At 45.5% G+C, this 25,775-nt stretch carries 25 protein-coding genes; 9 read left to right on the top strand and 16 right to left on the bottom strand.

Annotated features, from left to right (window positions below; genetic code table 11):
- Nucleotides 1-131: 131 nt before the first annotated feature.
- A complete protein-coding gene (gene cysE, locus V7R39_RS10155) occupies nt 132-932 on the top strand; it encodes a serine O-acetyltransferase (RefSeq protein WP_163106593.1) in 801 nt (266 codons plus the stop codon).
- 324 nt (nt 933-1,256) lie between these two features.
- Here the strand turns inward: cysE and V7R39_RS10160 are convergent, their stop codons facing one another.
- From V7R39_RS10160 to V7R39_RS10195, 8 genes are all read right to left on the bottom strand, one after another.
- The gene (locus V7R39_RS10160) at nt 1,257-2,000 is read right to left on the bottom strand and encodes an HAD-IA family hydrolase (RefSeq protein ID WP_334030495.1); all 744 of its coding nucleotides are present in this window, start codon (nt 1,998-2,000) and stop codon (nt 1,257-1,259) included.
- Between the two features lie 40 nt (nt 2,001-2,040).
- Nucleotides 2,041-2,943 (bottom strand): tyrosine recombinase XerC, encoded by a 903-nt coding sequence (gene xerC, locus V7R39_RS10165; protein ID WP_438823536.1) that lies wholly within the window; start codon nt 2,941-2,943, stop codon nt 2,041-2,043.
- 62 nt (nt 2,944-3,005) lie between these two features.
- Complete coding sequence (locus V7R39_RS10170) at nt 3,006-3,701, bottom strand: DUF484 family protein (RefSeq protein WP_032094641.1); 696 nt, start codon at nt 3,699-3,701, stop codon at nt 3,006-3,008.
- A complete protein-coding gene (dapF, locus tag V7R39_RS10175) occupies nt 3,698-4,528 on the bottom strand; it encodes a diaminopimelate epimerase (protein ID WP_334030496.1) in 831 nt (276 codons plus the stop codon). The genes V7R39_RS10170 and dapF overlap by 4 nt, the downstream gene beginning before the upstream one ends.
- Before the next feature lie 35 nt (nt 4,529-4,563).
- Nucleotides 4,564-5,814 (bottom strand): diaminopimelate decarboxylase, encoded by a 1,251-nt coding sequence (lysA, locus tag V7R39_RS10180; RefSeq protein ID WP_334030497.1) that lies wholly within the window; start codon nt 5,812-5,814, stop codon nt 4,564-4,566.
- Nucleotides 5,814-6,080, bottom strand: coding sequence for an LPS translocon maturation chaperone LptM (gene lptM / locus V7R39_RS10185; RefSeq protein ID WP_334030498.1), 267 nt, complete (start codon nt 6,078-6,080; stop codon nt 5,814-5,816). Before lptM ends, lysA begins: the two co-directional genes overlap by 1 nt.
- A gap of 52 nt (nt 6,081-6,132) precedes the next feature.
- Nucleotides 6,133-7,200: an MJ1255/VC2487 family glycosyltransferase gene (locus V7R39_RS10190; protein ID WP_334030500.1), complete on the bottom strand. Its 1,068-nt coding sequence runs from the start codon at nt 7,198-7,200 to the stop codon at nt 6,133-6,135.
- Nucleotide 7,201: 1 nt separating this feature from the next.
- Nucleotides 7,202-7,714: a phosphatase PAP2 family protein gene (locus tag V7R39_RS10195; RefSeq protein ID WP_334030501.1), complete on the bottom strand. Its 513-nt coding sequence runs from the start codon at nt 7,712-7,714 to the stop codon at nt 7,202-7,204.
- A 418-nt stretch (nt 7,715-8,132) separates the two neighbouring features.
- Between V7R39_RS10195 and rraA the strand changes: the two genes are divergently transcribed.
- Nucleotides 8,133-8,618 carry a ribonuclease E activity regulator RraA gene (rraA, locus tag V7R39_RS10200; RefSeq protein WP_032094636.1) on the top strand — a complete coding sequence of 162 codons (486 nt, stop codon included), beginning with the start codon at nt 8,133-8,135 and terminating at the stop codon, nt 8,616-8,618.
- A 141-nt stretch (nt 8,619-8,759) separates the two neighbouring features.
- Here the strand turns inward: rraA and V7R39_RS10205 are convergent, their stop codons facing one another.
- Genes V7R39_RS10205 through mpl form a run of 3 tightly spaced genes read right to left on the bottom strand, consistent with a single transcriptional unit; the run spans nt 8,760 to nt 11,569 of the window.
- Nucleotides 8,760-9,569: a S1/P1 nuclease gene (locus V7R39_RS10205; protein WP_334030504.1), complete on the bottom strand. Its 810-nt coding sequence runs from the start codon at nt 9,567-9,569 to the stop codon at nt 8,760-8,762.
- A gap of 2 nt (nt 9,570-9,571) precedes the next feature.
- Complete coding sequence (locus V7R39_RS10210) at nt 9,572-10,204, bottom strand: flavin prenyltransferase UbiX (protein WP_334030506.1); 633 nt, start codon at nt 10,202-10,204, stop codon at nt 9,572-9,574.
- A 12-nt stretch (nt 10,205-10,216) separates the two neighbouring features.
- Entirely contained in the window at nt 10,217-11,569 is a 1,353-nt protein-coding gene (gene mpl, locus V7R39_RS10215) for a UDP-N-acetylmuramate:L-alanyl-gamma-D-glutamyl-meso-diaminopimelate ligase (RefSeq protein ID WP_334030508.1), read from the bottom strand.
- A 411-nt stretch (nt 11,570-11,980) separates the two neighbouring features.
- On the opposite strand from mpl, the gene V7R39_RS10220 reads away from it, so the two are divergent.
- From V7R39_RS10220 to V7R39_RS10230, 3 genes are all read left to right on the top strand, one after another.
- Entirely contained in the window at nt 11,981-12,955 is a 975-nt protein-coding gene (locus tag V7R39_RS10220) for a class 1 fructose-bisphosphatase (protein ID WP_032097064.1), read from the top strand.
- A gap of 138 nt (nt 12,956-13,093) precedes the next feature.
- Entirely contained in the window at nt 13,094-13,624 is a 531-nt protein-coding gene (ppa, locus tag V7R39_RS10225) for an inorganic diphosphatase (RefSeq protein WP_163106603.1), read from the top strand.
- A gap of 72 nt (nt 13,625-13,696) precedes the next feature.
- Nucleotides 13,697-14,182 (top strand): DUF3299 domain-containing protein, encoded by a 486-nt coding sequence (locus tag V7R39_RS10230; RefSeq protein WP_334030510.1) that lies wholly within the window; start codon nt 13,697-13,699, stop codon nt 14,180-14,182.
- Nucleotides 14,183-14,209: 27 nt separating this feature from the next.
- Here V7R39_RS10230 and V7R39_RS10235 read toward each other — a convergent pair whose 3' ends face one another.
- Entirely contained in the window at nt 14,210-14,908 is a 699-nt protein-coding gene (locus tag V7R39_RS10235; protein WP_032097067.1) for a 2OG-Fe(II) oxygenase family protein, read from the bottom strand.
- Nucleotides 14,909-14,930: 22 nt separating this feature from the next.
- On the bottom strand, nt 14,931-15,350 hold the full coding sequence (locus V7R39_RS10240) for an acyl-CoA thioesterase (protein WP_334030512.1): 420 nt from the start codon (nt 15,348-15,350) through the stop codon (nt 14,931-14,933).
- Nucleotides 15,351-15,532: 182 nt separating this feature from the next.
- Here V7R39_RS10240 and V7R39_RS10245 point away from each other — a divergent pair, with 182 nt between their 5' ends.
- Complete coding sequence (locus V7R39_RS10245; RefSeq protein WP_334030514.1) at nt 15,533-17,032, top strand: Hsp70 family protein; 1,500 nt, start codon at nt 15,533-15,535, stop codon at nt 17,030-17,032.
- Nucleotides 17,033-17,093: 61 nt separating this feature from the next.
- On the opposite strand, the gene V7R39_RS10250 is transcribed toward V7R39_RS10245, so the two are convergent.
- Together V7R39_RS10250 and uvrA are read right to left on the bottom strand one after the other, a co-directional pair.
- Nucleotides 17,094-17,303 carry a hypothetical protein gene (locus tag V7R39_RS10250; protein WP_334030516.1) on the bottom strand — a complete coding sequence of 70 codons (210 nt, stop codon included), beginning with the start codon at nt 17,301-17,303 and terminating at the stop codon, nt 17,094-17,096.
- A gap of 109 nt (nt 17,304-17,412) precedes the next feature.
- Nucleotides 17,413-20,238 (bottom strand): excinuclease ABC subunit UvrA, encoded by a 2,826-nt coding sequence (gene uvrA / locus V7R39_RS10255; RefSeq protein WP_334030517.1) that lies wholly within the window; start codon nt 20,236-20,238, stop codon nt 17,413-17,415.
- A gap of 295 nt (nt 20,239-20,533) precedes the next feature.
- Between uvrA and V7R39_RS10260 the strand changes: the two genes are divergently transcribed.
- Together V7R39_RS10260 and V7R39_RS10265 are read left to right on the top strand one after the other, a co-directional pair.
- Nucleotides 20,534-21,904 carry an MFS transporter gene (locus tag V7R39_RS10260; RefSeq protein ID WP_334030518.1) on the top strand — a complete coding sequence of 457 codons (1,371 nt, stop codon included), beginning with the start codon at nt 20,534-20,536 and terminating at the stop codon, nt 21,902-21,904.
- A gap of 220 nt (nt 21,905-22,124) precedes the next feature.
- Nucleotides 22,125-23,012 carry an alpha/beta hydrolase gene (locus tag V7R39_RS10265; protein WP_334030520.1) on the top strand — a complete coding sequence of 296 codons (888 nt, stop codon included), beginning with the start codon at nt 22,125-22,127 and terminating at the stop codon, nt 23,010-23,012.
- A 319-nt stretch (nt 23,013-23,331) separates the two neighbouring features.
- Here the strand turns inward: V7R39_RS10265 and V7R39_RS10270 are convergent, their stop codons facing one another.
- A complete protein-coding gene (locus V7R39_RS10270) occupies nt 23,332-24,333 on the bottom strand; it encodes a LacI family DNA-binding transcriptional regulator (RefSeq protein WP_032097078.1) in 1,002 nt (333 codons plus the stop codon).
- A gap of 350 nt (nt 24,334-24,683) precedes the next feature.
- Here V7R39_RS10270 and V7R39_RS10275 point away from each other — a divergent pair, with 350 nt between their 5' ends.
- Nucleotides 24,684-25,748 carry an aldose epimerase family protein gene (locus V7R39_RS10275; RefSeq protein ID WP_334030522.1) on the top strand — a complete coding sequence of 355 codons (1,065 nt, stop codon included), beginning with the start codon at nt 24,684-24,686 and terminating at the stop codon, nt 25,746-25,748.
- The last annotated feature ends 27 nt before the right edge of the window (nt 25,749-25,775 follow it).

Raw genomic sequence — 25,775 nt, forward strand, 5'->3', positions numbered from 1 at the left:
AAGTTGATCGAAATCCACCGCCAGCAGGTATCACTGTCATATTGCAATTCGTCAATCTCAGGTAAACTCTACCGTTTACGCTTCGCTATTCGATATCACTGCGTCTAAGATAAATACCAACGGGAAATGCTATGTCTGTTACCTCTACGCCCATCGATTTTTGGTCTACTTTGAAACAAGAAGCAAAAGTTGTTGCAGATAATGAACCGTTATTATCAAGCTATGTTCATGCAAGTGTATTGGCGCATCATAACTTTGAATCGTGCTTGAGCTTTATTCTTTCCAATAAAATGGCAGACGACGTGATGCCTGCTCTCGCTATTCGTGAGGTATTTGATGAGGCTTACTTGTTAGAGCCTGGAATAAGTGAAGCGGCAACGGCAGACATTTTAGCTATTAAAGCGCGTGATGCCGCGGTGGGCGACTTCTTAACGCCGCTGCTTCATTTTAAAGGTTTTCACGCTGTTCAAGTTCATCGTATGGCGCATTATTTATGGATGCACGGTCGTCATCAGCTTGCTCTTTTTCTTCAAAGCCGCAATTCAGCTAGCTTTAGTGTTGATATCCATCCGGCTGCGAAAATTGGTAAAGGCGTGATGTTTGACCATGCTACAGGTATCGTTATTGGTGAGACCGCTGTAGTTGAGGACAACGTGTCCTTGCTACAAAGCGTTACGTTAGGCGGAACCGGCAACGAGTCTGGCGATCGTCACCCTAAAATTCGCCAAGGCGTTTTAGTGGGAGCAGGGGCTAAAATTCTTGGCAATATTGAAGTGGGCGAAGGGTCGAAAGTTGGCGCAGGAAGCGTGGTGCTAAACGACGTACCTCCCCATGTCACCGTCGTTGGCGTGCCGGCAAAAGTGGTGGGCCGCCCAGTGTGTCAACACCCTTGCGAGTCTATGCAGCAAAACGTGCTTGAGGATAATGTCTAAACAATATGTTTAAGCACTCAAGTTGAGTTTTTAGTTTTTAAACTAAGCCCTCAGCCTTTAATTTCAGTCCCAAGCTTAAGCAATTCGCTAAGCTTACGGGACTGTGCTCTTTTTTAAAGCATCCTATTTAAAGCGCCCTGCTTAAAACTCCCTGCTTACAACTGCCTAATTAAAGCTCCCTAATTAAAGCTCCCTAATTAAAGCTCCCTAATTAAAGCTCCCTAATTAAAGCTCTCTAATTAAAATGCCCTACTTAAAACTCCCTGCATATAACACCTTGCTTATAGCGCATGGTTTTAGAAAAAAATTAGGCTGCTATGTCTATTAACGACAAAAGTGAGCGAGTTCTGACAATGTGGATAGCGATACATGTGGCAGCACCGAGACAGGTTCGTTTCGCAGCGCCATTGGCCTGTTGCAGGCAAACCAAGCCGCCTGAAATTGAGCATTTATCGCCCCAAGTACATCTTTAATAATGTTATCGCCCACATGCAATATGTTGCCGGCGGGAATACCCAATATTGCGGTTGCTTCGTTGAACATATCCGGTGCCGGTTTCATTGGCCTAGTGGTACTGGCACGCAAAATGGTCTCAAAATAGGGCGTTATGCCTATTTTATCGGCGTTGACATTACCGTTAGTTATACCAACAAGGGGCATATTATCACTCAGTAGTTTGAGTACGTTGTGCACCTCATCATCTAAGGTTAAATCACTTCTCGCATCGTAAAAGCAATTAAAGCATGCTTCCACAGCGCTGTTTAACTCTGCGTCATCCGGTATTTCTATAGAAAGAGTGTGTGCATTTTTACCAGACAGGGCGGCGGTTAATATCACCTTGCGCAGTTGCCCCATGTCAGAGGCTAAGCGACCGTCTAGATTAACGGCAGCTTGCTTAAGTAAGTACCAGTCGCGAGGGCTAAGCGCGGCGGCGTTACTGTGATGGGCTTTTAAATGGGCGGCTAGGGCAGCTTCGGCTTGCCTAATAACGGGTTCGTTATTGTATAGAGTGTCATCGAGGTCAAAGGTCATAGCCTTTACTTCGTCAAGGGGTCTGTAAAACTGCATAAACTAGCGGGCCTTAATGTGTCGCGTTTAAATGTCGTGTTTACTTTTTATGTGCCCGCGGATGGGCTGCATCATAAACATTAGCGAGATGTTGAAAGTCGAGGTGGGTATATACCTGTGTTGTCGACAAGTTGGCGTGCCCAAGTAACTCTTGAACCGCTCGTAAATCACCACTCGACTCTAGTACGTGGGTTGCAAAGGAATGGCGCAATTTATGGGGGCTTACTTTTTGGGATATAGATTGCTCTTGGGCCATTCTATCAAGACGATTGGCAACTTGGCGGTTAGATATCCGCGTTTTTCGCTTGCTAACAAACACCGCGCTCTCATAAGGCGAGGCAAGAGCCGGCCTAACTTTTAACCAGGCGTTCAGGGCTTTTTGAGCGTGGCGACCTAAGGGCAAAATGCGTTGTTTGCTACCTTTGCCGGTTACTCTCACCGTGCCGTCTTTCAAGCAGTCGGCGAGATTAAGTCCGGTAAGCTCGTTTAATCGCAATCCGCAGCCGTACATCAATTCGAACATGGCGTTATCGCGAAGCTGCATTCCCTCGTCGTCATCACTTGAAGGCCGAGCAGTAAGCAGTTGCTGCATTTCATCAACGCTTAACTGTTTAGGTAAGGGTTTTCCTTGCTTAGGCGCATGGATACCCTCTAAGGGGTTGCTGAAAAGCTGTTTCTGCTCAATTAAATAGCGGCAGAAGGTGCGAAGCGCAGAAAGTCTAAGCGCGATGCTGCGAGCGCTGTGCCCCGACATTTTTGAGTCGGCCATAACGCGCTTGATATCGCTTGGGGTTAGTCCTGACCATTCAAATAAGCCAAGCAGCTTTGCCACTTCAGTGAGTTGTCGTTGATAATTTTTTACGGTGTGGACAGACAAGCCGCGCTCTACTTGAAGGTGTAGCAAAAACTTATCAAGCCAGTGCTGACAGGCATCGCTTAAAATGGCCTCGTTAGAACCAGGCTGGATGTCACCTGAGCTAGCGTAGTAATCGTCCGGCACGGGGGCTAATACCCCATCATCTCTGGCAATATAATGTTGAGTACTTGCTGAAGCTGTTGAAGTAACAAGGTATCCATCTCAGGCGTGAAATGGCTGGCATCGTTACTGCTTATTCCCAATATGCCTAGTTCGCGGTTGTCGCCAAGCAACATTAGTGCAACTGATTCGGCGCTGCTTTCACCAAACAACAGCTGTCTTTCGTGTTGAGAAAGTCGCCCGAAGAAGAAATTCGATTCTTTAAAGCGCTTTTCTGTGAACAAACGCTGCTGCAGCTCTGGAATGGCGTGGGGGCCTTTGAAGCTTTTGATAACCGCAGAAGATAACTGAAGGCGTTCTTGCAACACGTCTTCAAGCGTAAACTGCACTTCTGCAACACTTTCACAGCGAAGCAGCTGAACATTTAAATCGGTGTAAACGCGGTATATTTTTTCATTTTGCTTAGCAATAGAAACCAACTGGTTAAGCTTGAAGTTAAGCTGACGTACTTTTTTTCTAAGCTGTTCACTTTGAATTTCTACCAGAGAAACACTTCCTTTTTGTTCATGGGGAAGGTTTATTTTCTCGAGAAGCTCGGGGTATTGCACAAAGAGCTCAGGGTTTTCTAACAAATAGTCACGCACCTGCGCTGGGGTTAGTGCAGAGGTGTCTGTAAAGGGCTCAATAATTTGAGTTGCGTTAGATTGCCCTAGTAATTCGCTCATATCGTTATCTGTCCGTCATATACGTGTTCAGCAGGTCCAGTCATTTTCATCACGCTATCTGGGCCTGGCCAGCGAATACGTAAACTGCCTCCGGGCAAATCTACCCGCACATCGGTTCCTAATTTACCTTGTATTTGACCAATTGCAACTGCCGCGCATGCGCCGCTACCGCAGGCCAAGGTTTCACCTGAGCCACGTTCAAATACACGAAGCTTAATATGCGACTCGTTGATAACCTGCATAAAACCAACATTCACACCTTCAGGAAAACGCTCGTGTCGCTCTACCAGTGGGCCAATGTCATGCACGGCGGCGGTATCAACATCATCGACTTCCATTACACAATGGGGATTGCCCATTGAAGCGGCGCCAATAAATAAGGTTTTCTCACCTACTCGTAAAATGTAGGTATTTTCTTGCTTATTCGCTTTTAAAGGAACAGATGCTGGCTCAAACATGGGCTTACCCATATTAACGGTAACCTGACCATCTTTTTCGAGATACAGCACCATTTTTCCGGCTTTGGTGCTTACCACAATTTTGTTGCGGTTAATAAGGCCATGTTGTTTTACAAAACGCGCAAAACACCGCGCGCCGTTACCACACTGCTCAACTTCCGAACCGTCTGCATTAAAGATGCGATAGTGGAAGTCTTGCTCTGGATCATAAGGAGGCTCAACCATCAATAGTTGATCGAAGCCAATACCGAAGTTCCGGTCGGCCAGCTGTTTTATTTTATCTTTTGAGAAAAACACATTCTGGGTAACGTTATCAATCACCATGAAGTCGTTACCCAAACCGTGCATTTTAGAAAATTGAACCTGCATTAACGGTGCATCTTTATCTTATAATTGTCTCTAGTTTACGGAAGTTTGTGCTCACCTTTCCAGAGATCTTTTTGAATTTCTCGCTCACGCACCACAATGGCGGTATCGCCATCAGCCATAATTTCGGCTGGGCGACAGCGACTGTTGTAGTTTGAGGCCATTACAAAGCCGTAAGCTCCAGCACTGCGAACCGCTAATAAATCGGTGGGTTTTATGGATAAAATTCTGTCTTTTCCAATAAAATCGCCGGTTTCACATACCGGACCTACCACATCATAGGTACTTGGTACAGCGTCGCTATTTTCGTCAACCGGAATAATATTTTGCCATGCTGAATAAAGTGCTGGGCGAAGCAAGTCGTTCATTGCAGCATCAACAATGGCAAAGTTTTTCTCTTCGCCTTGTTTAATAAACTCAACTTCTGTCACCAAAATACCTGCGTTTGCCGCAATAGCACGGCCAGGCTCAAGAATAAGTTTTAACGACTCTCGACCTACCATTTTTTCAGCCATCGCTTCAGCATATTCTTTAGGGTGCGGAGGTAGCTCATCGTTGTAAGTAACGCCTAAACCGCCGCCTACATCTAAATGCTCAATAATGATATTGCGTTCGGCTAGTTCATCAATTAAGACCAGCAAGCGCTCTAATGCATCTACAAACGGGCCAATTTCTGTTAGCTGCGAGCCAATATGGCAGTCCATTCCTACGACATTTAAGTGTGGCAGTGATGCTGCTAACTCATAGGTAGCGAGGGCGTTTTCGCGGGCAATACCAAATTTATTGGCCTTTAGCCCTGTAGAAATATACGGATGAGTTTTGGCATCTACATCAGGGTTTATGCGCAAAGAAATAGGCGCTTTTACACCTAGCTCGCCGGCTACTTCATTGATACGGTGTAGCTCAGGCTCTGATTCTACGTTAAAACACATGATGCCTTGTTGAAGCGCGTAGCGAATTTCATCGTGTTTTTTACCTACGCCTGAAAATACCACTTTACTGGCATTGCCGCCGGCTTCAATCACTCTGGCTAGCTCACCTGCAGACACAATGTCAAAACCTGACCCTAGCTTGGCCAATACGCTAAGTACGCCAATGTTTGAATTTGCCTTTACCGCATAGCAGATAAGGTGAGGATGCTCGCCTATGGCGTCATTGAATGCATGCCAATGGCGCTCTAGCGTAGCCCGTGAGTAGATATAAACGGGGGTTCCGTGTTGAGCGGCAATATCGGCAACAGCAACGTCTTCAGCGAAAAGCTGACCTTGCTTGTAGGCAAAGTAATCCACTAGTTAGAGTCTCCAAATTTGGTAATAGGTGCAGTCATGGGCGTATTCATGAGGGGAATTTTAGGCGTTGAGCCAGACACAAAATGAGATACTGTGTTTTGGCTGTTGGACGCTTGCTTTTTCTTACTATAAGAAGCGTCAGATGAAACGTCTGACGATGGAGGCGAGTTTTGCGGCGGTGCGTCGGGTATATACAACGCCCCTTTATAGCCACAACCGCTTAGTGTGGTGAGGGTAAGCAGAAAAATAGCCAACTTATTAAGCACAAAAAAATCCCGCTAAGAATACGATAAATGCCGCTATCATCGCATTGCGGTATTAAATTGCAAGAGACAATAAACGTTCTCTCGTTTTATCTCCATAGTGGACGTTTTTCCAAAGGGCTTCACAAAGCGTTTTTGTATCTGTGTAGTTGCCTTGTTTGATCCAATCAATAAGCAAATTCGCATTATCAGGGAAGGTGATTGGCTCAATATCTTCAGACGTCAGCCATTCTTCTAGTATATCGGTGTCTAGCTGAAACAAAGGCTGGCACAAGTTAAGGCTATCAAGCATAAACACATTCGATAACTGCTCAAACTGTCCGTGCAATGGCTTAATAAGCAACTTTTTGCCTAGCTGCAGCGCTTCACTTGAAAGCTCAAACCCGCCGTTGGCTACTACCCCATTACAGTTTTGTAAGGCTTTGTGGAAATGCACTTTAGAGGTGGGATTCCACTGAATATGCCCCTGAGTGTGGGCCTTTTCTATATCTGGGTGAAAGCAAAGAAAGGTTTGGTCGGCCAGCGGCTCAAGCATATCCCTTATGTCATTAATATTTTCAAAGGGGAGATAAACCAATATATGGCTGTTTTTTGCATGGGCGATAGGCTTATCAACCACAAAAGGAGGAATGATAGGTTGGTTAAAATGATACCAGTGAACCCCAATTTTCTGCTGGGTTGGCGCAAATATTTTCATTAAAGCGGTATCAAATAGCGAGTTACCCCGCTTGGGCACATCATACGCAAAGGCCGCTTGGTGGCTGATAGATATGGAGGGTAATCCTTGGCGCTTTGCAGCCCACGCGGTAACAGGCTCAAAGTCGTTAATAAGTAAGTCGTATTGACTAGCATCAAACTGCTTTACGTCATTGATAAACTGCCTAACATTCGCTTGGCGTACCGTGTCCCATTTTTTGACTTTACCATCTTTGTAGATAAAGCTTAATCCGCACAGTGTTCTGTAGTGACCGAACACATCCATATCAAAGTATTTTTCCGGTGCTCGCCCTGTAAATACAAAGTCCACATCAATGTCACTTCGCTCTGCAAATGCAGCAGCCATAATTCTCGCTCGAGCAATGTGCCCATTGCCTGTGCCCTGCACACCGTAAAGTATTTTCATATCACACCAATATAGGAGTACTGAGGAACGCGATGGCAATTCCCAGTAATGCCCCTGCAACAACATCAGAAGGATAATGTACGCCAAGCAACACTCGGGATAACCCGATGAGTGAAGCCCATCCGTAAACCACAATCGAAAAAGACGGGTAAAAATGAGCCACTATGCACGCCATTAGCCATGCCGCAGCCGTATGGCCAGAAGGCAGCGAAAACTTATCTGAAGGCGTAATATGGGCTTTAAAATTAGTCAGAAAATCGCAAGGTCGAGGACGTTTTAAGGTTTTCTTCAGCAATAAATAAATGGGCAACTCTAGTGCATATGCCATAAGGGCTGTGTAGAGGAAAATTTCACCGTGTTCAGGCTCAAATGCCCAAAGCAACATTCCCACAACAAGATAGAGGTAACCATCGCCGGTTTTTGATAACCAAATGATGGAACGGCAGTCTCTTTTTTGCGTCAATTTGTATAGGCGGTAAAATAAGTCAGTATCGTACTTGGTCAAGGATTTCATAATTATAACCTTGTCCTCTGTTGGTTACTTATCGCACACGTTAGTTAGGTTCTGTGACCAATAGGTGACAGTATGAAGAAACATTTTTTACAGCGGCCAGTTTTTTAGAAGAGCCATTTTTTACAAATGCCAACACGTCAAGTGAGTCTATCGTCTCGTTTAACCACAGCCTTGCAAAGAGGCACGGGTGGCGTTTCGGTTTACTCGTATTAATAAAGGTTAAAAATTGTATCTACGTTTTGACTAAAAGCTGCAAGAACTGTGCTCAATCTTGTTGTTTTTTCCGATAATCGCAACATACAATGAATTTCAATTAAGTGATGAAAACAAGCGTTTTCAACGTGTAAATTAGTGCTATGCTAGCGAAATACAGTGCGTTGTGATTTTTCACACAAATTAACTAATGTAAGGCAGGGCCATGGAATACAACACTTCAGAATTATGCGACTTGTTTGCTGATAGCGTGGATGTCGTAGACCCAATTTTTGCGAGCTTTGGTGGGCGTTATTCATTTGGTGGTGAAATCACAACAATTAAGTGCTTTGAAGACCGTGGCCTTATCGACCGCGTTTTAGCCCAGCCTGGAGCAGGTAAAGTGCTGTTAATTGATGGTGGTGGTTCCGCTCGTCGTGCACTGTTTGACGCTACATCGGCACAAATCGCTATAGATAACGATTGGGAAGGCGTGGTGTGCTATGGCAGCGTAAGAGAAATAGACAGTCTTGCTGAATTAGATATTGGCGTGCTGGCGGTGGCTGCTATTCCAGTGAATGCCGACGCTGAAAGCGTGGGCGATGTCGATATCCCAGTTAATTTTGGTGGTGTGACTTTCCTACCAGAAGATCACCTTTACGCTGATAGCACTGGGGTTATCTTGTCACCAGAGCCGCTAGATGTAGATTAAAATGTAAGCTCAAAGTGAATTTAAAAGCGAACTAAATAAGTGAATTGAGTACAAAATAAAAAACGGAGGCCTAGGCCTCCGTTTTTTATTTTGTACTAGTTCAGCTTATTCGATAAGAACATCACGCCATTGCGTTACTGATTATTTATTTGCGTCTTCAAATACAGCGTTTAAATACATGGCAATGCGTATTCCCGCCATTTGCAGACGACGTTTAGCCGTTGGCAAATGATTGTATAGGTAGTCATAACCCATTTTATTGGCATCAGTCGGATAGATAGTGTCGCGAATGCTCACGCTCTCTTCAATCCATACGTAAGGATCGGTCGTTGCCCAGTTGCGAATATCCTCTGCGGTTATTTGCTCAGTTAACCATGATGTCCACTCGGTGTAAGAAAGTGCGCGCTGATCTAACATTTGCGAGTCCCACACGCGGTGCAAGTTAGAGTCTTGCCAGAAAAACCGAACCTTTACATCGTTGCCACCGCGATCGGTGCCATTGCCAGCATGAAGCGGCTGATGCAAGTCGCCAATAATGTGCACGATAAAACGAAGAGCCAGACGTTTTTCATCATCACTCGCCGTTTCGCTTTTCAACGTTTTAGTAAAATCGCTAAGTGCACTGAATGCGTCGCCTTGCTCTGGTGCACCTACTTCAACATAGCGTTTACCTTCAGGCACTGTTACATAATGCCAAGGATTAGCGGTCTTTTGCCAAAATTCACTGGGGTTTGAGCGCATTTCATCGGCATGGGTTGAGGCTTCGGCAAGGGAGCCATGGGGTAATAAGTCCATGAGCGCCGCTTGCGACAGCGGGCTTAAATACTGCTCGGCAATAGCGCCCGTTACTCGGTGGCCCGTTTGACCCCAACCAAAAGCGGGTGAAGCAATGCACATTGTTATCAGTGTACTTAATGCCACTGCGCAAGTCCAATTTGCAAATGCAAACATAGTTATTCCTCTGAATGTTTTGACGATTGGTAGCCCCACCGAGCAACCAATGATTGTTCTATACCTAAGTGGTCTAAAATTCGAGCCACGACAAAGTCTACCAGATCATCGATTGTCTTAGGATTGTGATAGAAGCCGGGAGCTGCTGGCATAATTGTGGCACCCATTTGTGACAGTTTTAACATATTTTCTAGGTGAATAGAGGAAAGCGGCATTTCACGGGGGACTAAAATAAGTTGGCCTCGCTCTTTGAGTACGACGTCGGCTGCCCGCTCAATAAGGTTATCACTCGCCCCAATGGAGATAGCCGATAAGGTGCCGGTAGAGCAAGGGCACACAACCATTTTAGCCGGCGCCGCCGAGCCTGACGCAACCGGAGAAAACCATTCTTCTTTTCCGAATACCTTAATTTGGCCAGGTTTACCGCCGCAGTGCTCGGTAAAAAATGCCGCTGCATCTTCAGGGCGCGAAGGAATTTTTACATTTTCTTCGGTAGCGAACACCACTTTAGCCGCAGATGAGATAAGCACGTAAACTTGGTAGTCGGTGCTAACGAGTGATTGCAGCAATGTAAGTGCATACGGTGCGCCAGACGCGCCGGTAATAGCAAGAGTGACTTGCTTGTCATGTTTCATGTGTTGGCCTTGTTATATTTTTTTACTAAGCGCATCTAATAAACGCCCGTGAATACCGTCGAAACCACCATTGCTCATAATGAGAATATGATCGCCTGGCAGTGCTACGTTAGCTAGGAGTTGAACGATCGGTTCTACCTCATTAAAACACTGTGAGGAAACGGGGCTTTGGGCCGCAGCTTCACTTAACGACCATCCCATTTCTTTGGGCTCGTATAAGTATACCTCGTCGGCTTGCTGCCACGAATTTGCTAACGTGTCTTTGTGAATGCCCATTTTCATCGTGTTAGAGCGGGGTTCTAATACGGCATGAATTCGCGCATTGCCTACTTTATTGCGAAGCCCTTCAAGGGTGGTTGCTATGGCGGTAGGGTGGTGAGCAAAGTCATCGTATACCGTGATGTTATTCACCACGCCCTTAACTTCCATTCTACGTTTTACATTTTTGAACTGGGCGAGGGCTGCAATTGCATCAGGTAGCGTTACGCCAGCATGGTGAGCAGCGGCAATTGCCATAAGGCCATTGTCCACATTGTGCTGACCGAGAAGCGACCATGTTACGGTACCTTTGGTGTCACCATTATGGATAACATCAAATTCACTGCCGTCTTTGTTCAGTAATTGACTAGACCATTCTTTACCTAAACATTGACGAGACGACCAACAACCTTGTGCTAAGGTTTCTTCAATAGCAGGGACGTCACTTGGTGAAAGAATTAAGCCATTTTCTGGCACCATTCTAATTAAGTGATGAAATTGGGTTTGTATGGCGGCCAAATTAGGAAAGATATCTGCGTGATCAAACTCTAAATTATTAATCACCAGCGTTTTTGGACGGTAGTGTACAAATTTAGAACGTTTGTCGAAAAACGCGCTGTCGTATTCATCGGCTTCAATGACAAAGAATGGCCCATCGCCAATGCGTGCTGAAACGCCAAAATTTTCAGGAACGCCACCAATAAGGTAGCCAGGATTTAGCCCCGTATAGTCTAATATCCATGCCACCATACTGCTGGTGGTTGTTTTACCATGGGTGCCCGATAAGCCAATAACCCATCTATCTTTTAGCAGGTTATCTAACAGCCATTGAGGCCCGCTGGTATAGGCTAGGTTGCGGCTGAGCACATACTCTACGGCCGGATTGCCGCGAGACAAGGCATTGCCAACAATAACGATATCAGGCGTTGGCGAAAACTGGCTATCGTCAAACCCTTCAGTGAGTTCTATTCCCAAAGCCTCTAACTGGGTGCTCATGGGGGGATAAACATTGCTATCAGACCCTGTCACTTTGTGTCCAAGTGACTTAGCGATGGCTGCAATGCCGCCCATAAAACTTCCGCAGATACCCAAAATATGTACGTGCATAGCGCATTCTCATTCTTGTCATTTATGGGGTGTACTGTATCAGAACCTTAAAAGATTTGGATAATCCAACGTGAGAAAAAACTCAGCTTAAGCGCTTTGATTAGCCACTGCTATCTCACGTTTACAGTCAACGTTAGCCTTATTTATTGAACGCTCAGGTCGATAACGCTAAAACTGGTATGGTGTGTGAATGTTACTCTGATGGTATATAACCCTGTATGTCTGTTCTATTTCTAGGCGAACATGGTTACAATTGATGTGCGGCACATTGCTAACGCGCCGTCTGTCGACACACTTGCAAAGGACTAACTGGCAAAAGACTAACTGGCAGAGCGAAGAGCGATAAGCCAGTGCGAAAATTGTGCGTCTTGTGACACCACACCCTACACTCGAAAAAAAGGCTTTTAATAAATGAAACGTTTAAATTCTCAGTTGCAACAAGACGGTGCACCGCTTGAGCTAATATTGCTCATTCGCACGCTGTTAGCTGGTTGCAAAGAAATTTCTTTCCGTGTTAGTCAGGGCGCCCTTGCTGGCGTACTGGGTTCAACGCTCTCTGAAAACGTGCAGGGCGAGACGCAAAAGAAGCTCGATGTTATTTCTAATCATATTTTAAAAGATACGCTGAGAGAGTCGGGATACGTTAAAGCGATTTCATCAGAAGAAGAAGACGATGTTGTTCCGTGTAATCCTGAGGGCAAATATTTAGTGAGTTTCGATCCGCTAGACGGCTCTTCAAATACTGAAATTAACAGCTTGATTGGTACCATTTTCTCTATTACTCATGCGCCTCAATGGATGGAGCCTGATGATCCTTCGGCTTTTCTACAGCCAGGCACACAGATGGTTGCAGCAGGTTACGTACTTTATGGTCCGTCAACTATGCTTGCACTCACTACAGGCCGTGGAACGCACATATACACGCTAGATAAGACACACGGTGGCTTTCTGTTAACGCACCCCAATATTGAAGTGCCGGCGCAAACCTCTGAGTTTTCCATTAACGCGTCTAACCAGCGTCATTGGGAACCTTCAATGCAGGCTTACATTGCCGATTTACTTGCTGGGAAAGAGGGGCCTCGTGAGAAAGATTACAACATGCGCTGGGTGGCTGCCATGGTTGGCGATATTCATCGTTTATTATGTCGTGGCGGTATTTTTATGTACCCGTTTGATAATCGCGACCCGTCAAAGCCAGGAAAACTGCGTTTGTTATATGAAGCAAACCCAATGGCGTTTTTGATGGAACAAGCGGGTGGTAAAGCAGAAACAGGTGAAGGCCGCATACTTGAAGTGATGCCGGAAGAGATTCACCAACGCGTACCTTGTATTATCGGCTCGAGTGAAGAGGTCGATATGTGCGTGAGTTACGCCAAAAAAGCCTAACTAGCCATAAAATAGTCATTATGAGGCGGCAAAATTCAATAGTTTGATGCGACATCAGTCTTAAACCATTTTTATTTTGCCGCTGTCACCGTATACTTACGGGCAAAATTTCTAACCTATTATTGTAAGGACAATCGAATGAGCTTGAATGCTGTTCCTGCGGGCAAGAATTTGCCTGATGAAGTGAATGTAATTATCGAAATCCCAGCACACGCTGACCCAGTTAAGTATGAAGTAGATAAAGATACTGGTGCATTGTATGTAGACCGCTTTATGGCGACATGTATGCATTACCCAACTAACTACGGTTACGTTAACAACACCTTGTCTGAAGACGGTGACCCGGTTGATGTATTGGTAATGACGCCTTTCCCACTACTTGCGGGTTCAGTGATTAAGTGTCGTCCTGTCGGCGTATTGAACATGACTGATGAGTCGGGCAAAGACGCTAAAGTTCTTGCTGTACCGGTAGACAAGCTATCTACTATTTACCGCGATGTTAAAGAATTAGCCGACGTACCTGCGTTGCTGCTTAAGCAAATTGAGCACTTCTTTGAGCACTACAAAGATTTAGAGCCTGGTAAGTGGGTAAAAATTGACGGTTGGGATGACGCTGCAGCTGCTAAAGCTGAGATTGTCTCAAGTGTTGAGCGTTTCAAAGCAGAATAATTCACCTTAGGTGACTGTAATGCTACAACGGGCTGGTTACGACCAGCCCGTTTTTGTTTATAAGAGAGGATTATGGCTACTGCAAAAGTAACATCATTATTTGCGTTAGTATCCTGCTTGATGCTTTTTGCTGTTTCAGCGCAAGCTCAAGAGGCGCCGGTAGAAGTGTATTGGGAAGACTTAGTTCCTCCTGGCTTCAACGAGCTAGCCCCACCAGCGGTGCAGCACAACGGTGAGATGAGCCAAATACAGCCCGACGCGCCTGTGGTAGATACCTATGACGGTAAACGGGTTAAAATTCCGGGCTTTGTGGTTCCTCTTGAAGGCACGGCCGAACTCACCACTGAGTTTTTATTAGTGCCGTTTTTTGGCGCTTGTATCCACGTTCCGCCACCCCCCTCTAATCAAATTGTGTATGTTAAGTTTGAGGAAGGCATTGCTATCGACAATATTTACGATGCAATTTGGGTGACGGGTGAGCTATCTACAGAGGGTTGGAAGGGCGATATTGCCTCGGTGGGCTATCGTTTGAAAGGTGAGGCCGTCGAAGGGTTTTAACCCTTCGATATTGCCCAGCTTTTGCTTCTACCCTTGGGTGTAAATCTGCTCTGCACGGTTAAACAAAAGCCACGAGGTGAGAATATATTTGTCATTACTCTTAGGTATTTGCCCGCGGTGAGTGTGGGTAAAATACGCTGGAGCAATAACCATTCTTCCGGCTTTTGGTTTTACTGAACGGTCTTGATAGTAGAACTCAGTTTCGCCGCCCTCATCCACGTCATTAAGATAATACATAAACAGCAATACTCGGTGTAATGCATCGTTATGTTGAAGCTGTGGATACACTTCTGAGTGCCAGTAGGGGTAGCCCCCGTTGCCCGCGGTATAACGCTGAGCATTCACATCGCCCACCCGAAATAAGTAATTCACTAAGTTCGCCAAATTCGGCTTGCCGACTTCTTCAAAATTTTCCCCAGTAAGCTTTACGGGCTCGCCGGTTTTCGGGTGTTTTACAGTAAGCCCAATGGGCCCTACGAGTGCGTAATAGTATTTCTCAATATACGCCACCAACTGTTGACCCGTGTGCTGCATTACCTGCTTGAATAAATCTTGGAACTCGTCGTTACGGCTAATCGACACATCGGTGCTGCGCTTCTTATCTAAATCAACGCCACCACCAGTACGGCCCTGACTCAAGTTCGGACTGTTTTCAAATCGGTCCATAAGCTGCGTACACAACTCTGGTGGCAATACATCATCAATGACTTCTATTAAATCGCTCATGGTGCTTCCTAATCCCCCCGCGTTACTTATCTGAAATGTCTTTGAAGTGAGTATGAAGCATGGTTTTCACCTCATCAGGGATAGGCGCTGAGCGCTGAGTGTTGTAATCAAAATGCACCATTGTAGTCACACCCGTTGAGCATAACTTGTCGTCTTGCCACAGCTCCTGAAACACATCGAATGCACTGTTGCCCAATCGGCTTATAAAGGTTTTTACGGTTACTGGCTTGCCATAGAAAATCTGCGCTAAAAAATTCACTTTGTAGCTGGCCAAAATCAGCGGCCAATTTTGTAAATCTAACTCGGGGGTAAACATACGAAAAATGGGCTCACGAGCGGCTTCAAACCATGCCACTAAAGCCGTATTACTCACATGCTGCAGCGCATCAGTTTCACAAAAACGCACATCGAAAGATGTGACTAACGGAGTTTCATTGGTCATAGAGTACAGAGCTTATATTTTGTTTTTCACAACTCTAGCATTAAGTAGTGTGGTTTTCAGTAATGCTAGTTCTCCCTATTAACAACCTAGCTAATCAAAATGGAGTAAGAAAGTGACAGTTAGTGTGACCAATGGATTGTTTTACATTACAATTCGCACCAAATTTCTTTTACGTAATAACTATGACTGCAATTGGGATTGATTACGGCACATCAAATTCTGAAGTGGTGTATTTTGATGGTGCCACCCATCAGCACATCAAACTTGACCCTCTGGATAAGAAGGGCAATAAAATTCGTTCGTCGGTATTTATTTACTTTGAAGACGAGTTGCCACCGCCGCCCGATGCCATGGTTGAAGCGAAAGTGGCGCAGTTGCAGCGTGTTATCAACGAGCAAATAGACAAAGCAAAAGACGGCTATTACTCAGCGAAAGATCCCAAAGAGCAAGCTACGTATAACCAACGGATTAATTCTCTGCGTGGCGACCTTCACAATAAGCCTGCTCTGCAACGTAAAGCTATTGCACAGCTAATGCATGCCATGTCCCTGGATGAAATTCCTCTGCTAAGACTGGTAGAGCACGGCAAGTTTGCTTTCGGTGAAGCTGGGTTTCGTCGATTTTTGAAAATGCCTGAAAAAGGGCGGTTGATTTACTCGCCAAAAAACTTTTTGGGGGCGTCATTAGATAGCGATCAAAAGAAAGCGTTTGTCGGCATCATTGCGAAGCAGCTTGGTTACTTTAAGCAATGTGCTCAAGAGCAGCTAAGTAGCAACATCGATTCGGCGGTGATTGGTCGTCCGGTTAAGTTTCACGGCACGCGCGGTGAAGAAGGGAACATTCAAGCCATAGAAATAATGACCGAAGCGGCTAAACAAGCTGGCTTTTCAACGGTAAACTTCTTGGACGAGCCTATTGCTGCGGCCTATAAGATTGAGCAAACCTTGCCGCGGGATACCACCACACTTATTGTGGATATTGGTGGCGGTACTACCGATATTTGTTGCATAAATCTCTCGCCAGAGCGCACTAATCAGTTAGATAGAAAGCAAGATGTGTTGTCGGTAACAGGGCGACGCTTAGGGGGCATGGATTGCGATAAAAGCCTGGTGCTTAAAACTATCGCTCCTGAAATGGGTATGGGGCTGAAAATGATGAACGGCCTGCCCGTACCGCCAACCTACTTCTCTGATATGTGCGCGGTAGATAACATTCCTGCCTTAATGCGCTTCTTTTCTGAAGACTATGGATTAGATATTTCTCAAACCATGTCACTCATTAAAGAGCCTGCCCAATTAGAGCGGTTGTTAATCGTTCAGGAAAATAAGCTGTCGGCACGCATCGTTAACTCTGCCCGAATGGCCAAAGAGCTATTGTCGAGTAAGCCTCGTATCACGCTACCACTTCACTATATTGAAGATGAGTTTGGAGTGGATATTAGCCAAGATTCACTGCAAAAAGCGTTAAAGCCCTGGCTTGATAAGGTTAAGACCTTGGTTACCGAGTGTTTAGACAACACCGACGTAAAGCCAGAGGTGGTAATGATCACCGGGGGAATGAGTTTGTCGCCTATCGTGGTAGATGCGCTGTATGAAAACTTACTGACAGGGCTTCCACGCTTAGAAAACGATGCATTTAACTCAGTGTGTGAGGGACTCGCTATTCAGGCGTCTAAGTTTTAGCCACGCCTGAATAGGAACGCGTCGACCACATTCATCGAGCGCTAATGACTGATGAAGCGTCTTAGTGCTTGAGAATATTGTTGGCTTTTAAGTAGGTAGCGATAGCCTCAGGTGATTCGAAGGCATTAAGTAACATTTGCTGAGCATGCTGCTTTACGCTGTTGTCTTCAGACGAAGAGAGTAGGTCATACCACGTTTTTACTAGGGCCAATGGCGGTGTTTGATTCATTCTGTGCTCCGGTAATATAAACTGCATACTAACAACCATCATGGTAACTCATGATGCGTTAAAATAAAGCTCTGACCAGAATAAACAAGCGGGTAAAAAACGCTTAGTTTAAAAGCGATTTTTACCTACCTGTTTGTAATTTTTGGCAGGCTTAGTCGAGCAGTGGCTTTAAGAAGCGGCCTGTATGCGACACTTCTTGTTCTGCAACATACTCTGGTGTTCCCTCTGCAATAATCTGGCCACCTCCGGATCCTCCTTCAGGACCAAGGTCCACAATCCAGTCGGCAGTTTTAATCACATCGAGGTTATGCTCTATCACCACCACAGTATTTCCGTGGTCTCTGAGCTCGTGCAGTACAGCAAGCAGCTGTTTTATATCGTGGAAATGTAACCCAGTTGTGGGTTCATCAAGAATGTAAAGGGTTTGGCCAGTGTCTCTTTTTGATAACTCTTTTGCGAGTTTTACACGCTGTGCTTCACCGCCAGACAGTGTAGTCGCCGCCTGACCGAGTTTGATGTAAGACAGACCCACATCCATCAGCGTTTGCAATTTGCGAGAAATCGAAGGCACTGCATCAAAAAATACGCGAGCGTCTTCCACCGTCATCTCTAGCACTTCGTGAATATTTTTATCTTTGTACTTTACGTCTAATGTTTCGCGGTTGTAGCGTTTGCCCATACACACGTCGCACGGCACGTACACATCAGGTAAAAAGTGCATTTCTACCTTAATCACACCGTCGCCCTGGCAGGCTTCACAACGACCGCCTTTCACATTGAAGCTGAAGCGGCCTGGTTTGTAACCACGAGAGCGTGACTCCTGCGTACCTGCAAACATCTCTCTAATGGGTGTAAATATTCCCGCATAGGTTGCCGGGTTTGAACGCGGTGTTCTGCCGATAGGGCTTTGATCAATATCGACAACTTTGTCGAGCAATTCTAACCCTTCCATAGATTTATGGGCAGCAGGCTCCGCAGTTGTCGCCTTATTTAACTCACGCTGTGCAATCTTGTAGAAGGTGTCGTTAATTAGCGTCGATTTACCCGAGCCTGATACACCCGTTACGCAGGTCATCACACCCGTGGGTATGCGAAGGTCAACAGATTGTAAGTTGTTACCGGTAGCGCCTTTAAGCGTTAGCCATTCATTGTTCTTCGCTGGATTCCGTTTTTCCGGAATATCAATCTTTTCTCTTCCCGACAGATATTTTCCAGTAAGTGAGTGCTCGCTTGCTAAAATGTCGTCAATGGTACCTTGGGCGATAATTTCACCGCCGTGTACGCCAGCACCTGGGCCAATGTCGATAACGTGGTCCGCTTGGCGAATGGCATCTTCATCGTGTTCTACTACAAGCACGGTATTCCCAAGGTCGCGCAAGTGGGTGAGGGTTTTTAATAAGCGTTCGTTGTCTCGTTGATGCAAGCCAATAGAGGGTTCATCAAGTACATACATGACACCCACTAAGCCTGCACCTATTTGACTGGCAAGGCGAATACGCTGTGCTTCACCGCCGGATAACGTGTCTGCGCTTCGAGAAAGAGACAAGTAGTTTAGCCCTACATTTACCAAGAAACGTAGGCGGTCCAAAATCTCTTTTAATATTTTTTCAGCAATTTGCGCTTTTTGACCGGCTAGATCGAGGGTTTCAAAAAACGTGTAAGCTTCTGCTATCGACATATCGGCGATAGTGGGCAGGGTTGTTTGCTGAATAAAAACGTTGCGCGCCTCAACCCGCAGTCGAGAGCCATTACAGCTACTGCAGTGTTGCTGGCTTAAGTACTTGCCAAGCTCTTCTCTTACCGAGTTCGACTCTGTCTCGCGGTAGCGGCGTTCCATGTTAGGAATTATGCCTTCGAAGGGGTGCTTGCGCTCCATGATATCGCCGCGCTCGTTAATATACTTAAACGATAGCGACTTACCTTTTGAGCCATACAGCACAATGTCTTTATGTTCTTTTTCTAATTCTTCAAACGGCGCCGTTAAACTAAATTTGTAATGGTCGGCGACGGCTTGCAGCATTTGAAAGTAGTAATAACTGCGTTTGTCCCAACCGCGAATGGCACCGCCTGACAAACTAATCTCGGCATTGGTAATAACCCGAGACGGGTCGAAAAAGTTGCGAGTGCCAAGTCCGTCACACGTAGGGCACGCACCTGCTGGATTGTTAAACGAGAACAAGCGAGGTTCTAGTTCACTTAAGCTGTATCCGCAGTGGGGACACGCAAAGTTGGCGGAAAATATAATTTCTTCAGCGTCTTTGTCGTCCATGTCGGCAACAATCGCGTTACCGTTAGCTAGCGATAAGGCGGTTTCAAAAGACTCAGACAGACGAAGTGCCATATCATCACGCACTTTAAAGCGGTCTACTACCACTTCAATAGTATGTTTCTTATGAAGATCCAAAGGCGGTGGATCGGATAAATCGCATACTTCGCCGTCAATTCGAGCGCGAATAAAACCCTGAGCCGATAAGGTTTGTAGCGCTTTTACGTGTTCGCCTTTTCGTTCCTTCACAATAGGAGCAAGCAGCATAAGTTTACTGCCCTCAGGCATGGCCAACACTTTATCCACCATTTGGCTCACGGTTTGTGCGTCAAGAGGTACATCGTGGTCGGGACAGCGCGGTGTACCAACACGGGCAAACATGAGGCGCAGGTAATCGTATATTTCGGTGATCGTACCCACGGTAGAGCGCGGGTTGTGCGATGTTGATTTTTGTTCAATGGAAATGGCTGGTGATAAGCCTTCGATATGATCCACATCGGGCTTTTCCATCATGGATAAAAATTGACGAGCGTAGGCTGAGAGCGACTCAACGTAACGACGCTGACCCTCGGCGTACAGAGTGTCAAATGCAAGAGATGATTTACCTGATCCAGAAAGGCCAGTAATCACTACCAGTTTGTCTCGTGGCAGTGTTAAATCAATATTCTTCAAGTTGTGAGTGCGTGCACCGCGTATTTCGATTTTATCCATTGAAGCCTAATGAGAAAAAGAATCTGAATGAAAGGGTCAGTATGCCATATGTATCAACTAAAGTGATATGGCATTGAAGTTATACTACTTGAATGCGGGGGAGATCACCTTCACTTATGTCTTGAAGTGCTCAATTGCCCTAATGAGCAGACTTGATAACCCCCGTTTTTCGCTTTGACGATTACATTAATCAGTTTTAACCTACATGGGCACACCAACAATTTATGCAAACTGGTATTATGCTACACTTCGCGACCTTGTTTTGGCCCAGTAACTTTTGAGGAACTCAGACGCTTTGAACGCTTTGGAATTACGCGCGGCGCTTGCGCTAGCATCTGTTTATGTTTTACGCATGTTGGGCCTTTTCATGGTCATGCCTGTTTTGGCTGTGGCTGCGATGGACTATCCAGACTATTCTCCTTTGCTGGTAGGTTTAGCAGTAGGTGGCTACGGGCTGACACAGGCGGCATTGCAAATTCCCATGGGCATGATGTCTGACAAATGGGGTCGTAAACCCGTTATTCTGTTGGGTCTTAGTGTGTTTGCGGTGGGGAGTTTTGTCGCTGCCAATGCCGACACCATGGCATGGATGATTGTCGGGCGTATTTTACAAGGCGCGGGAGCTATTGCCGGCGCTATTATGGCACTTGCCACCGACGTAAGCAGAGAAAGCCAGCGAGCAAAAGTGCTCGCAATTATCGGTATAGCGATTGGTTTTTCGTTTTATCTCGCTGTTATCATCGGCCCCTTAATTGCAAATCACTATGGCTTAGCGGGCGTTTTTGCTGTAACAGGCCTTTTAGCCGTACTGTGTATGCCATTAGTAAAATGGGTAGTACCGAACTCTGAGCCACTCAGCAGTGGCGATACACTTCCTCAAAAAGGCCAGCTTCGTCATTTAATATTTTCCCCGCAACTGTGGCGTTTGAACGTAAGCGTTCTCGTGCTGCATATGTTGATTACGCTGTTGTTTGTGCAGCTACCCGTTACCTTAACTAACTTTGATATGACGCTGAGTGAGCATTGGCGCATGTACCTGCCCGTCTTAGGCGTGTCCGTTTTAGGGCTCATTGTCATGATGGGAATAGCAAGAGGGCGCACGCCTAAATGGTTATTACTACTGGGTGTGGTATTGATGGGAAGTGCGTTTTTAGCCCTTGGCGTCAATGGCAGTGGCTTGTGGCTAACGACGGCAGCGGTCATTCTTTTCTTTACCGGCTTTAATTACCTAGAGGCAAATTTTCCTGCTTTAGTATCGAGCATTGCCCCTGCCGGTCAAAAAGGAACCGCCATGGGGATTTACGCTAGCTTTCAGTTTTTTGGCGCCTTTTTAGGTGGGATGGTATCGGGTGTTGTCACTGATATCTGGTCTCCTAATGTGGCGTATCTGGTTGGAGCGTTAAGTACACTGCTTTGGATTTTTGTTATAAGCGGCCTCAAAGAGGTGAGCCCCGTGAAGCGTGTAATGTTAAATGGGCTGCGTTCAGACGTGTTGCTTGATGCCAATAAGCAACCTGATAGCACTAAGCAACAAGCCCTTGAAGAAGCGCTTTTAGCCGTGCCGGGAGTCTTGGAAGTCACATTGAATGCAGAAAATTGCGCAGCGTACTTAAAAGTAAATAGAGACTTTGACGCCGTGAAAGCGCGCGCTTTGCTAGCGGTTTAGGTGCTGTCTGGGTACTTTCTAGGTGCAGTCTAGCTGCAAAGAGGCGCTGAGAAAAGGTGAAGCTCTTATATAGCCACTACTTAGCAGGTGCACAGCTTAGCAGGTGCACAGCTTAGCAGGTGCACAGCGAACGTGAAATATTTCTCATAGCTGTTTGGCTTGTGAAGCTGCAGGTACTTTGCTTTAATAAATTATACAAAAACACGGACAGTTCTTCCCAATGGCTTTTAAACCTGCCTTATTAACCTTTTTATCTTGCCTAGCCTTCAGCGTATTTTTGGCAGGGTGTGCTATCAACGTTTCGCCGAGCGCGTTTTTTTACCAAGATACCAAAGAAAAACCGTTAGATACGACACGACTTCACAGCGCCATTCAAAAAGATAAAGTGGCTGCTGGTATTAGTATTGTAGAGATTGAAAATGCGGGTGGAGAAACCTTGCGAGGCGTTGCGGTTTCTTATGCTGAGCCCGTTATTAATATTCTGTTCTTTGCTGATAACCGAATGACGGTGTCTGAAAATAACAACGTGATACACCAGCTAGGTAAGCTGCCCGCCAATATCCTATGGCTTGACTATCAAGGGGTTGGTGCGAGTGAAAAGGCCGACAAGCTCAGTATTAATGCGATTAAAAAAGACGCATTAATGCAATTCGATTATGTGAAAAATACCTTCGATACTTCTGTACCAACTATTGTCCACGGACGGGGCATTGGAAGTTATTTTGCGAGTTATGTGGCTGCTAACAGGCAAATAGATGGGTTGGTATTAGACGGGGCATTCAATAACATATCTGATTTAATCGCCAATATGGTGCCAGGCTTTTCTAATTCATTTACTGCAATGAAGCTGCATGATGAAGTTCACAGCATGCAAATTGCGCCCATTCTCAGGCATTTTGATGGTCCGCTTTGGTTACTCGTCGGTGCCAAGGATAAAATTACCCCTCAAGTCATCAGCGAACAACTTCTTGCCGACAGTGCGAGTGAGAAAAAGCATATCTCTGTTATTCCTGATGCAACCCATAACGCCACATTAAATTCAGAATTTGCGATTACTGAATACAGGCGTTTCATATCTATACTATCTCGTCAAAAAGCATCTCATTAAGCTGCATCACGTTATTTCATTTTTTGCCTGTGGATAAATAGTGGAAAACCTTGTTGGTAACTATGTTAACAGTCAATGAAAGTAAGCGATCGGGATCAAGTAAGCCCAACTGATCCGATCACGTTACGTCAGTAAAATCAATAGCTGTAGCAAAATTATTGTAGATCGCTGGTCAATTTGATCGTAATTATGTGAAGGATCAACAGCTTTGTCACATTGGGGATAACCATAATGCATGGTCTCCCCAATTTTATCTTAGACTTAAGTCGAAAGTCGGTGTTTTAGCCGTTTATAGCTTTTCACAGCTAGCGGTGAAAGCTTAAACTCTCACTACGGAGTCACGCTTGATAATAGTGGGGGTATATTTGAAGGTTAAACCTTCTTCTGGCTTTTTCCCCGATGCATACTTAAGGGCAAGCTCAGCAGCTTTTGAGGCCATCATTTCAACAGGATAGCGCAAAGTGGTGAGTTTGGGGCGGCAATATTTGGCTAACAAAACATCGTCGTAACCCATTACAGATACCTGTTCTGGTACCGCAATACCATGGTCTTGTAGCATTGTCATGGCGCCTGACGCCATAGCATCATTATAGGCCAATACGGCGGTAAATTTAGCGCCTGTGGCCAACAAGTTCTGCATTGCAAGTTCACCACCTTCTTGATCTGGCGTTGCATACTCAATCATGCTTTCAGGCAATACTAAGTTGGCGTGCTTTATAGCGGTGCGAACACCTTCAAGCCGTTGATTAGGATCGTCTATTCGGTACTGACTGCTGATAACCGCCACGTGTTCGTGACCTTGGTTAATCGCATATTCAGCCATTAAACGTCCACCGGTGACATTGTCTAGCCATACGCATCTATTAGCGATTTCAGGAATATATCGGTTAATTAGTACAAAGCCCGGCACTTGTTTTGAGAACTCTACGAGGGTTTTATCATCAAGGGCCTTGCTGTGAACCACCATGGCTTCAACACGATGCTCCAACAACGTTTCTATAGCCCGTAACTCCGTCTCTTTTTCTATAGAGCCTGCACTTAATAGTATTTGAACGTTGTTCTTGCGAGTAACGGATTCTACGCCATGAGCCAGCATGGCGAAGAATGGGTCGTGTAATTCGGCAATCACAACCCCCAGCGATGCGCTTTTCTTTGTGACCAAAGCTCGTGCATTGGCGTTAGGGCGATAACCCATCTCTTCCATTATCTTTTTCACGCGTTTTCGCGTATCGCTACCTACTTTTGGCCCGTCGTTGATTACGCGAGACACTGTGGCAAGTGAAACCCCTGCCGCCTGAGCTATATCTTTAATTGTTGCCATTTCGTTTTCGCAATTCTATTTTTATTTTAACGATAGGCTCGCTGACGGTGACGCTTAAGAGTAAAAAGGCTGTAAAAGCACGGTCAGTAGGGCCAAATAATGCCTATAGCGTACATTATATTTACAAAAATTGATAAATTTCCAACCCGTTAGTTAGGGCTTTCATCAAGGCGGCAAGCCGTGTTTCAAAAGTAAGTGAATAACTCTGACTTAATAGCGGCACTTGAATACAAAATGTTATCCCTGGCGCTACAAATAATTGTTGAAAACGTATACCCTTTGAAAACAGGTTGCGCTGATACAATGTGTTCAGTGGTGTTGACGTAAGTATAAAAGGCGAAAATAGGGTTATGAATATTCAGGTGTCGGCTTTCGGTAAAATGAGCGTAAAAGCGAGCGTTCAACAAAGTGATGAACAACTAAGTGATGAACAAGTAAGTATGTTTACCTTATCGAACGCCAACAACATGGAAGTAAAAATATTAACCTTAGGCGGTATTATAAAAGAAATTACTATGCCTGATGCCAATAACGCACCTAAACACTGCATTCAAACTTTCGATACCTTAGATGAGTACGTGGCCGATGAGAGTTATCGCGGCGCTATTGTAGGGCGATACGCTAACCGTATTGGCAATGGGTGTTTTAGTCTTAATGGCACAACCTATCACCTTGATAAAAACAACGGCGAGCATAACCTTCATGGCGGTAATGCCGGTTTTCACAAACGCAATTGGGCCTCGTCAACCCATTGTGATGACCAAAGCGCAAGTGTCACGCTAACGCTACTCAGCGGCGATGGTGAAGGAGGCTTTCCTGGCAATGTAGCGGTAACCGCCTGCTATACCCTAAATAATGACAATGAGCTTAGCTTACATATAAAAGCAACGACCGATAAACCAACCCCGCTCAGTTTTACTCAACACGCCTACTTCACATTAAGTAATGATAGCTCAGTAGAGAGCACGGTGTTGACTATTGCTGCAGATGAAGTGACCGATGCGGATAGTACATTGCTACCAAACGGTGAGTTTGTTGCTGTGAACGACACCCCCTTTGACTTTAGAGTGCCCACTCAAATAGGAAAGAATATGCATGATATGCCGTCGTCTGAACTCTTTGAGAAAGTAGGGGGGTACGACCATAACTACGTGCTGCGCCAAAGCGCTAACACCCAGCCACAAGCTGAAGTGAGCGCCAGCGACACTGGGCTTACCATGAAGCTGTATACCAATTTGCCAGGACTGCAGTTCTACACAGGTAATCTAAAAACGCAGCAGCAAATGGGCGCATTGTGTTTAGAGCCTCAGTTTTTCCCTGACTCACCGAACAAGCCTCACTTTCCAAATTGTATCGTTACGCCAGATTCTCCTTTAGACATGGAAATTCGTTACGCTTTCTCGGTAACAAAATAAACGTGGTCGTATAAAAGTGGCTGTACA

Origin of the sequence: Alteromonas sp. P256, from assembly GCF_036864455.1 — a bacterium.
In the GTDB taxonomy this organism is placed as follows: Bacteria; Pseudomonadota; Gammaproteobacteria; order Enterobacterales; family Alteromonadaceae; genus Alteromonas.

What these genes read in the sequence shown, in the direction of transcription:
- cysE (WP_163106593.1), top strand. Translation starts at nt 132, where the DNA reads ATGTCTGTTACCTCTACGCCCATCGATTTTTGGTCTACTTTGAAACAA.
- V7R39_RS10160 (WP_334030495.1), bottom strand. Translation starts at nt 2,000, where the DNA reads ATGCAGTTTTACAGACCCCTTGACGAAGTAAAGGCTATGACCTTTGAC.
- V7R39_RS10170 (WP_032094641.1), bottom strand. Translation starts at nt 3,701, where the DNA reads ATGAGCGAATTACTAGGGCAATCTAACGCAACTCAAATTATTGAGCCC.
- dapF (WP_334030496.1), bottom strand. Translation starts at nt 4,528, where the DNA reads ATGCAGGTTCAATTTTCTAAAATGCACGGTTTGGGTAACGACTTCATG.
- V7R39_RS10190 (WP_334030500.1), bottom strand. Translation starts at nt 7,200, where the DNA reads ATGAAAATACTTTACGGTGTGCAGGGCACAGGCAATGGGCACATTGCT.
- V7R39_RS10195 (WP_334030501.1), bottom strand. Translation starts at nt 7,714, where the DNA reads ATGAAATCCTTGACCAAGTACGATACTGACTTATTTTACCGCCTATAC.
- rraA (WP_032094636.1), top strand. Translation starts at nt 8,133, where the DNA reads ATGGAATACAACACTTCAGAATTATGCGACTTGTTTGCTGATAGCGTG.
- V7R39_RS10205 (WP_334030504.1), bottom strand. Translation starts at nt 9,569, where the DNA reads ATGTTTGCATTTGCAAATTGGACTTGCGCAGTGGCATTAAGTACACTG.
- V7R39_RS10210 (WP_334030506.1), bottom strand. Translation starts at nt 10,204, where the DNA reads ATGAAACATGACAAGCAAGTCACTCTTGCTATTACCGGCGCGTCTGGC.
- mpl (WP_334030508.1), bottom strand. Translation starts at nt 11,569, where the DNA reads ATGCACGTACATATTTTGGGTATCTGCGGAAGTTTTATGGGCGGCATT.
- V7R39_RS10220 (WP_032097064.1), top strand. Translation starts at nt 11,981, where the DNA reads ATGAAACGTTTAAATTCTCAGTTGCAACAAGACGGTGCACCGCTTGAG.
- ppa (WP_163106603.1), top strand. Translation starts at nt 13,094, where the DNA reads ATGAGCTTGAATGCTGTTCCTGCGGGCAAGAATTTGCCTGATGAAGTG.
- V7R39_RS10230 (WP_334030510.1), top strand. Translation starts at nt 13,697, where the DNA reads ATGGCTACTGCAAAAGTAACATCATTATTTGCGTTAGTATCCTGCTTG.
- V7R39_RS10235 (WP_032097067.1), bottom strand. Translation starts at nt 14,908, where the DNA reads ATGAGCGATTTAATAGAAGTCATTGATGATGTATTGCCACCAGAGTTG.
- V7R39_RS10240 (WP_334030512.1), bottom strand. Translation starts at nt 15,350, where the DNA reads ATGACCAATGAAACTCCGTTAGTCACATCTTTCGATGTGCGTTTTTGT.
- V7R39_RS10245 (WP_334030514.1), top strand. Translation starts at nt 15,533, where the DNA reads ATGACTGCAATTGGGATTGATTACGGCACATCAAATTCTGAAGTGGTG.
- V7R39_RS10250 (WP_334030516.1), bottom strand. Translation starts at nt 17,303, where the DNA reads ATGATGGTTGTTAGTATGCAGTTTATATTACCGGAGCACAGAATGAAT.
- uvrA (WP_334030517.1), bottom strand. Translation starts at nt 20,238, where the DNA reads ATGGATAAAATCGAAATACGCGGTGCACGCACTCACAACTTGAAGAAT.
- V7R39_RS10265 (WP_334030520.1), top strand. Translation starts at nt 22,125, where the DNA reads ATGGCTTTTAAACCTGCCTTATTAACCTTTTTATCTTGCCTAGCCTTC.
- V7R39_RS10270 (WP_032097078.1), bottom strand. Translation starts at nt 24,333, where the DNA reads ATGGCAACAATTAAAGATATAGCTCAGGCGGCAGGGGTTTCACTTGCC.
- V7R39_RS10275 (WP_334030522.1), top strand. Translation starts at nt 24,684, where the DNA reads ATGAATATTCAGGTGTCGGCTTTCGGTAAAATGAGCGTAAAAGCGAGC.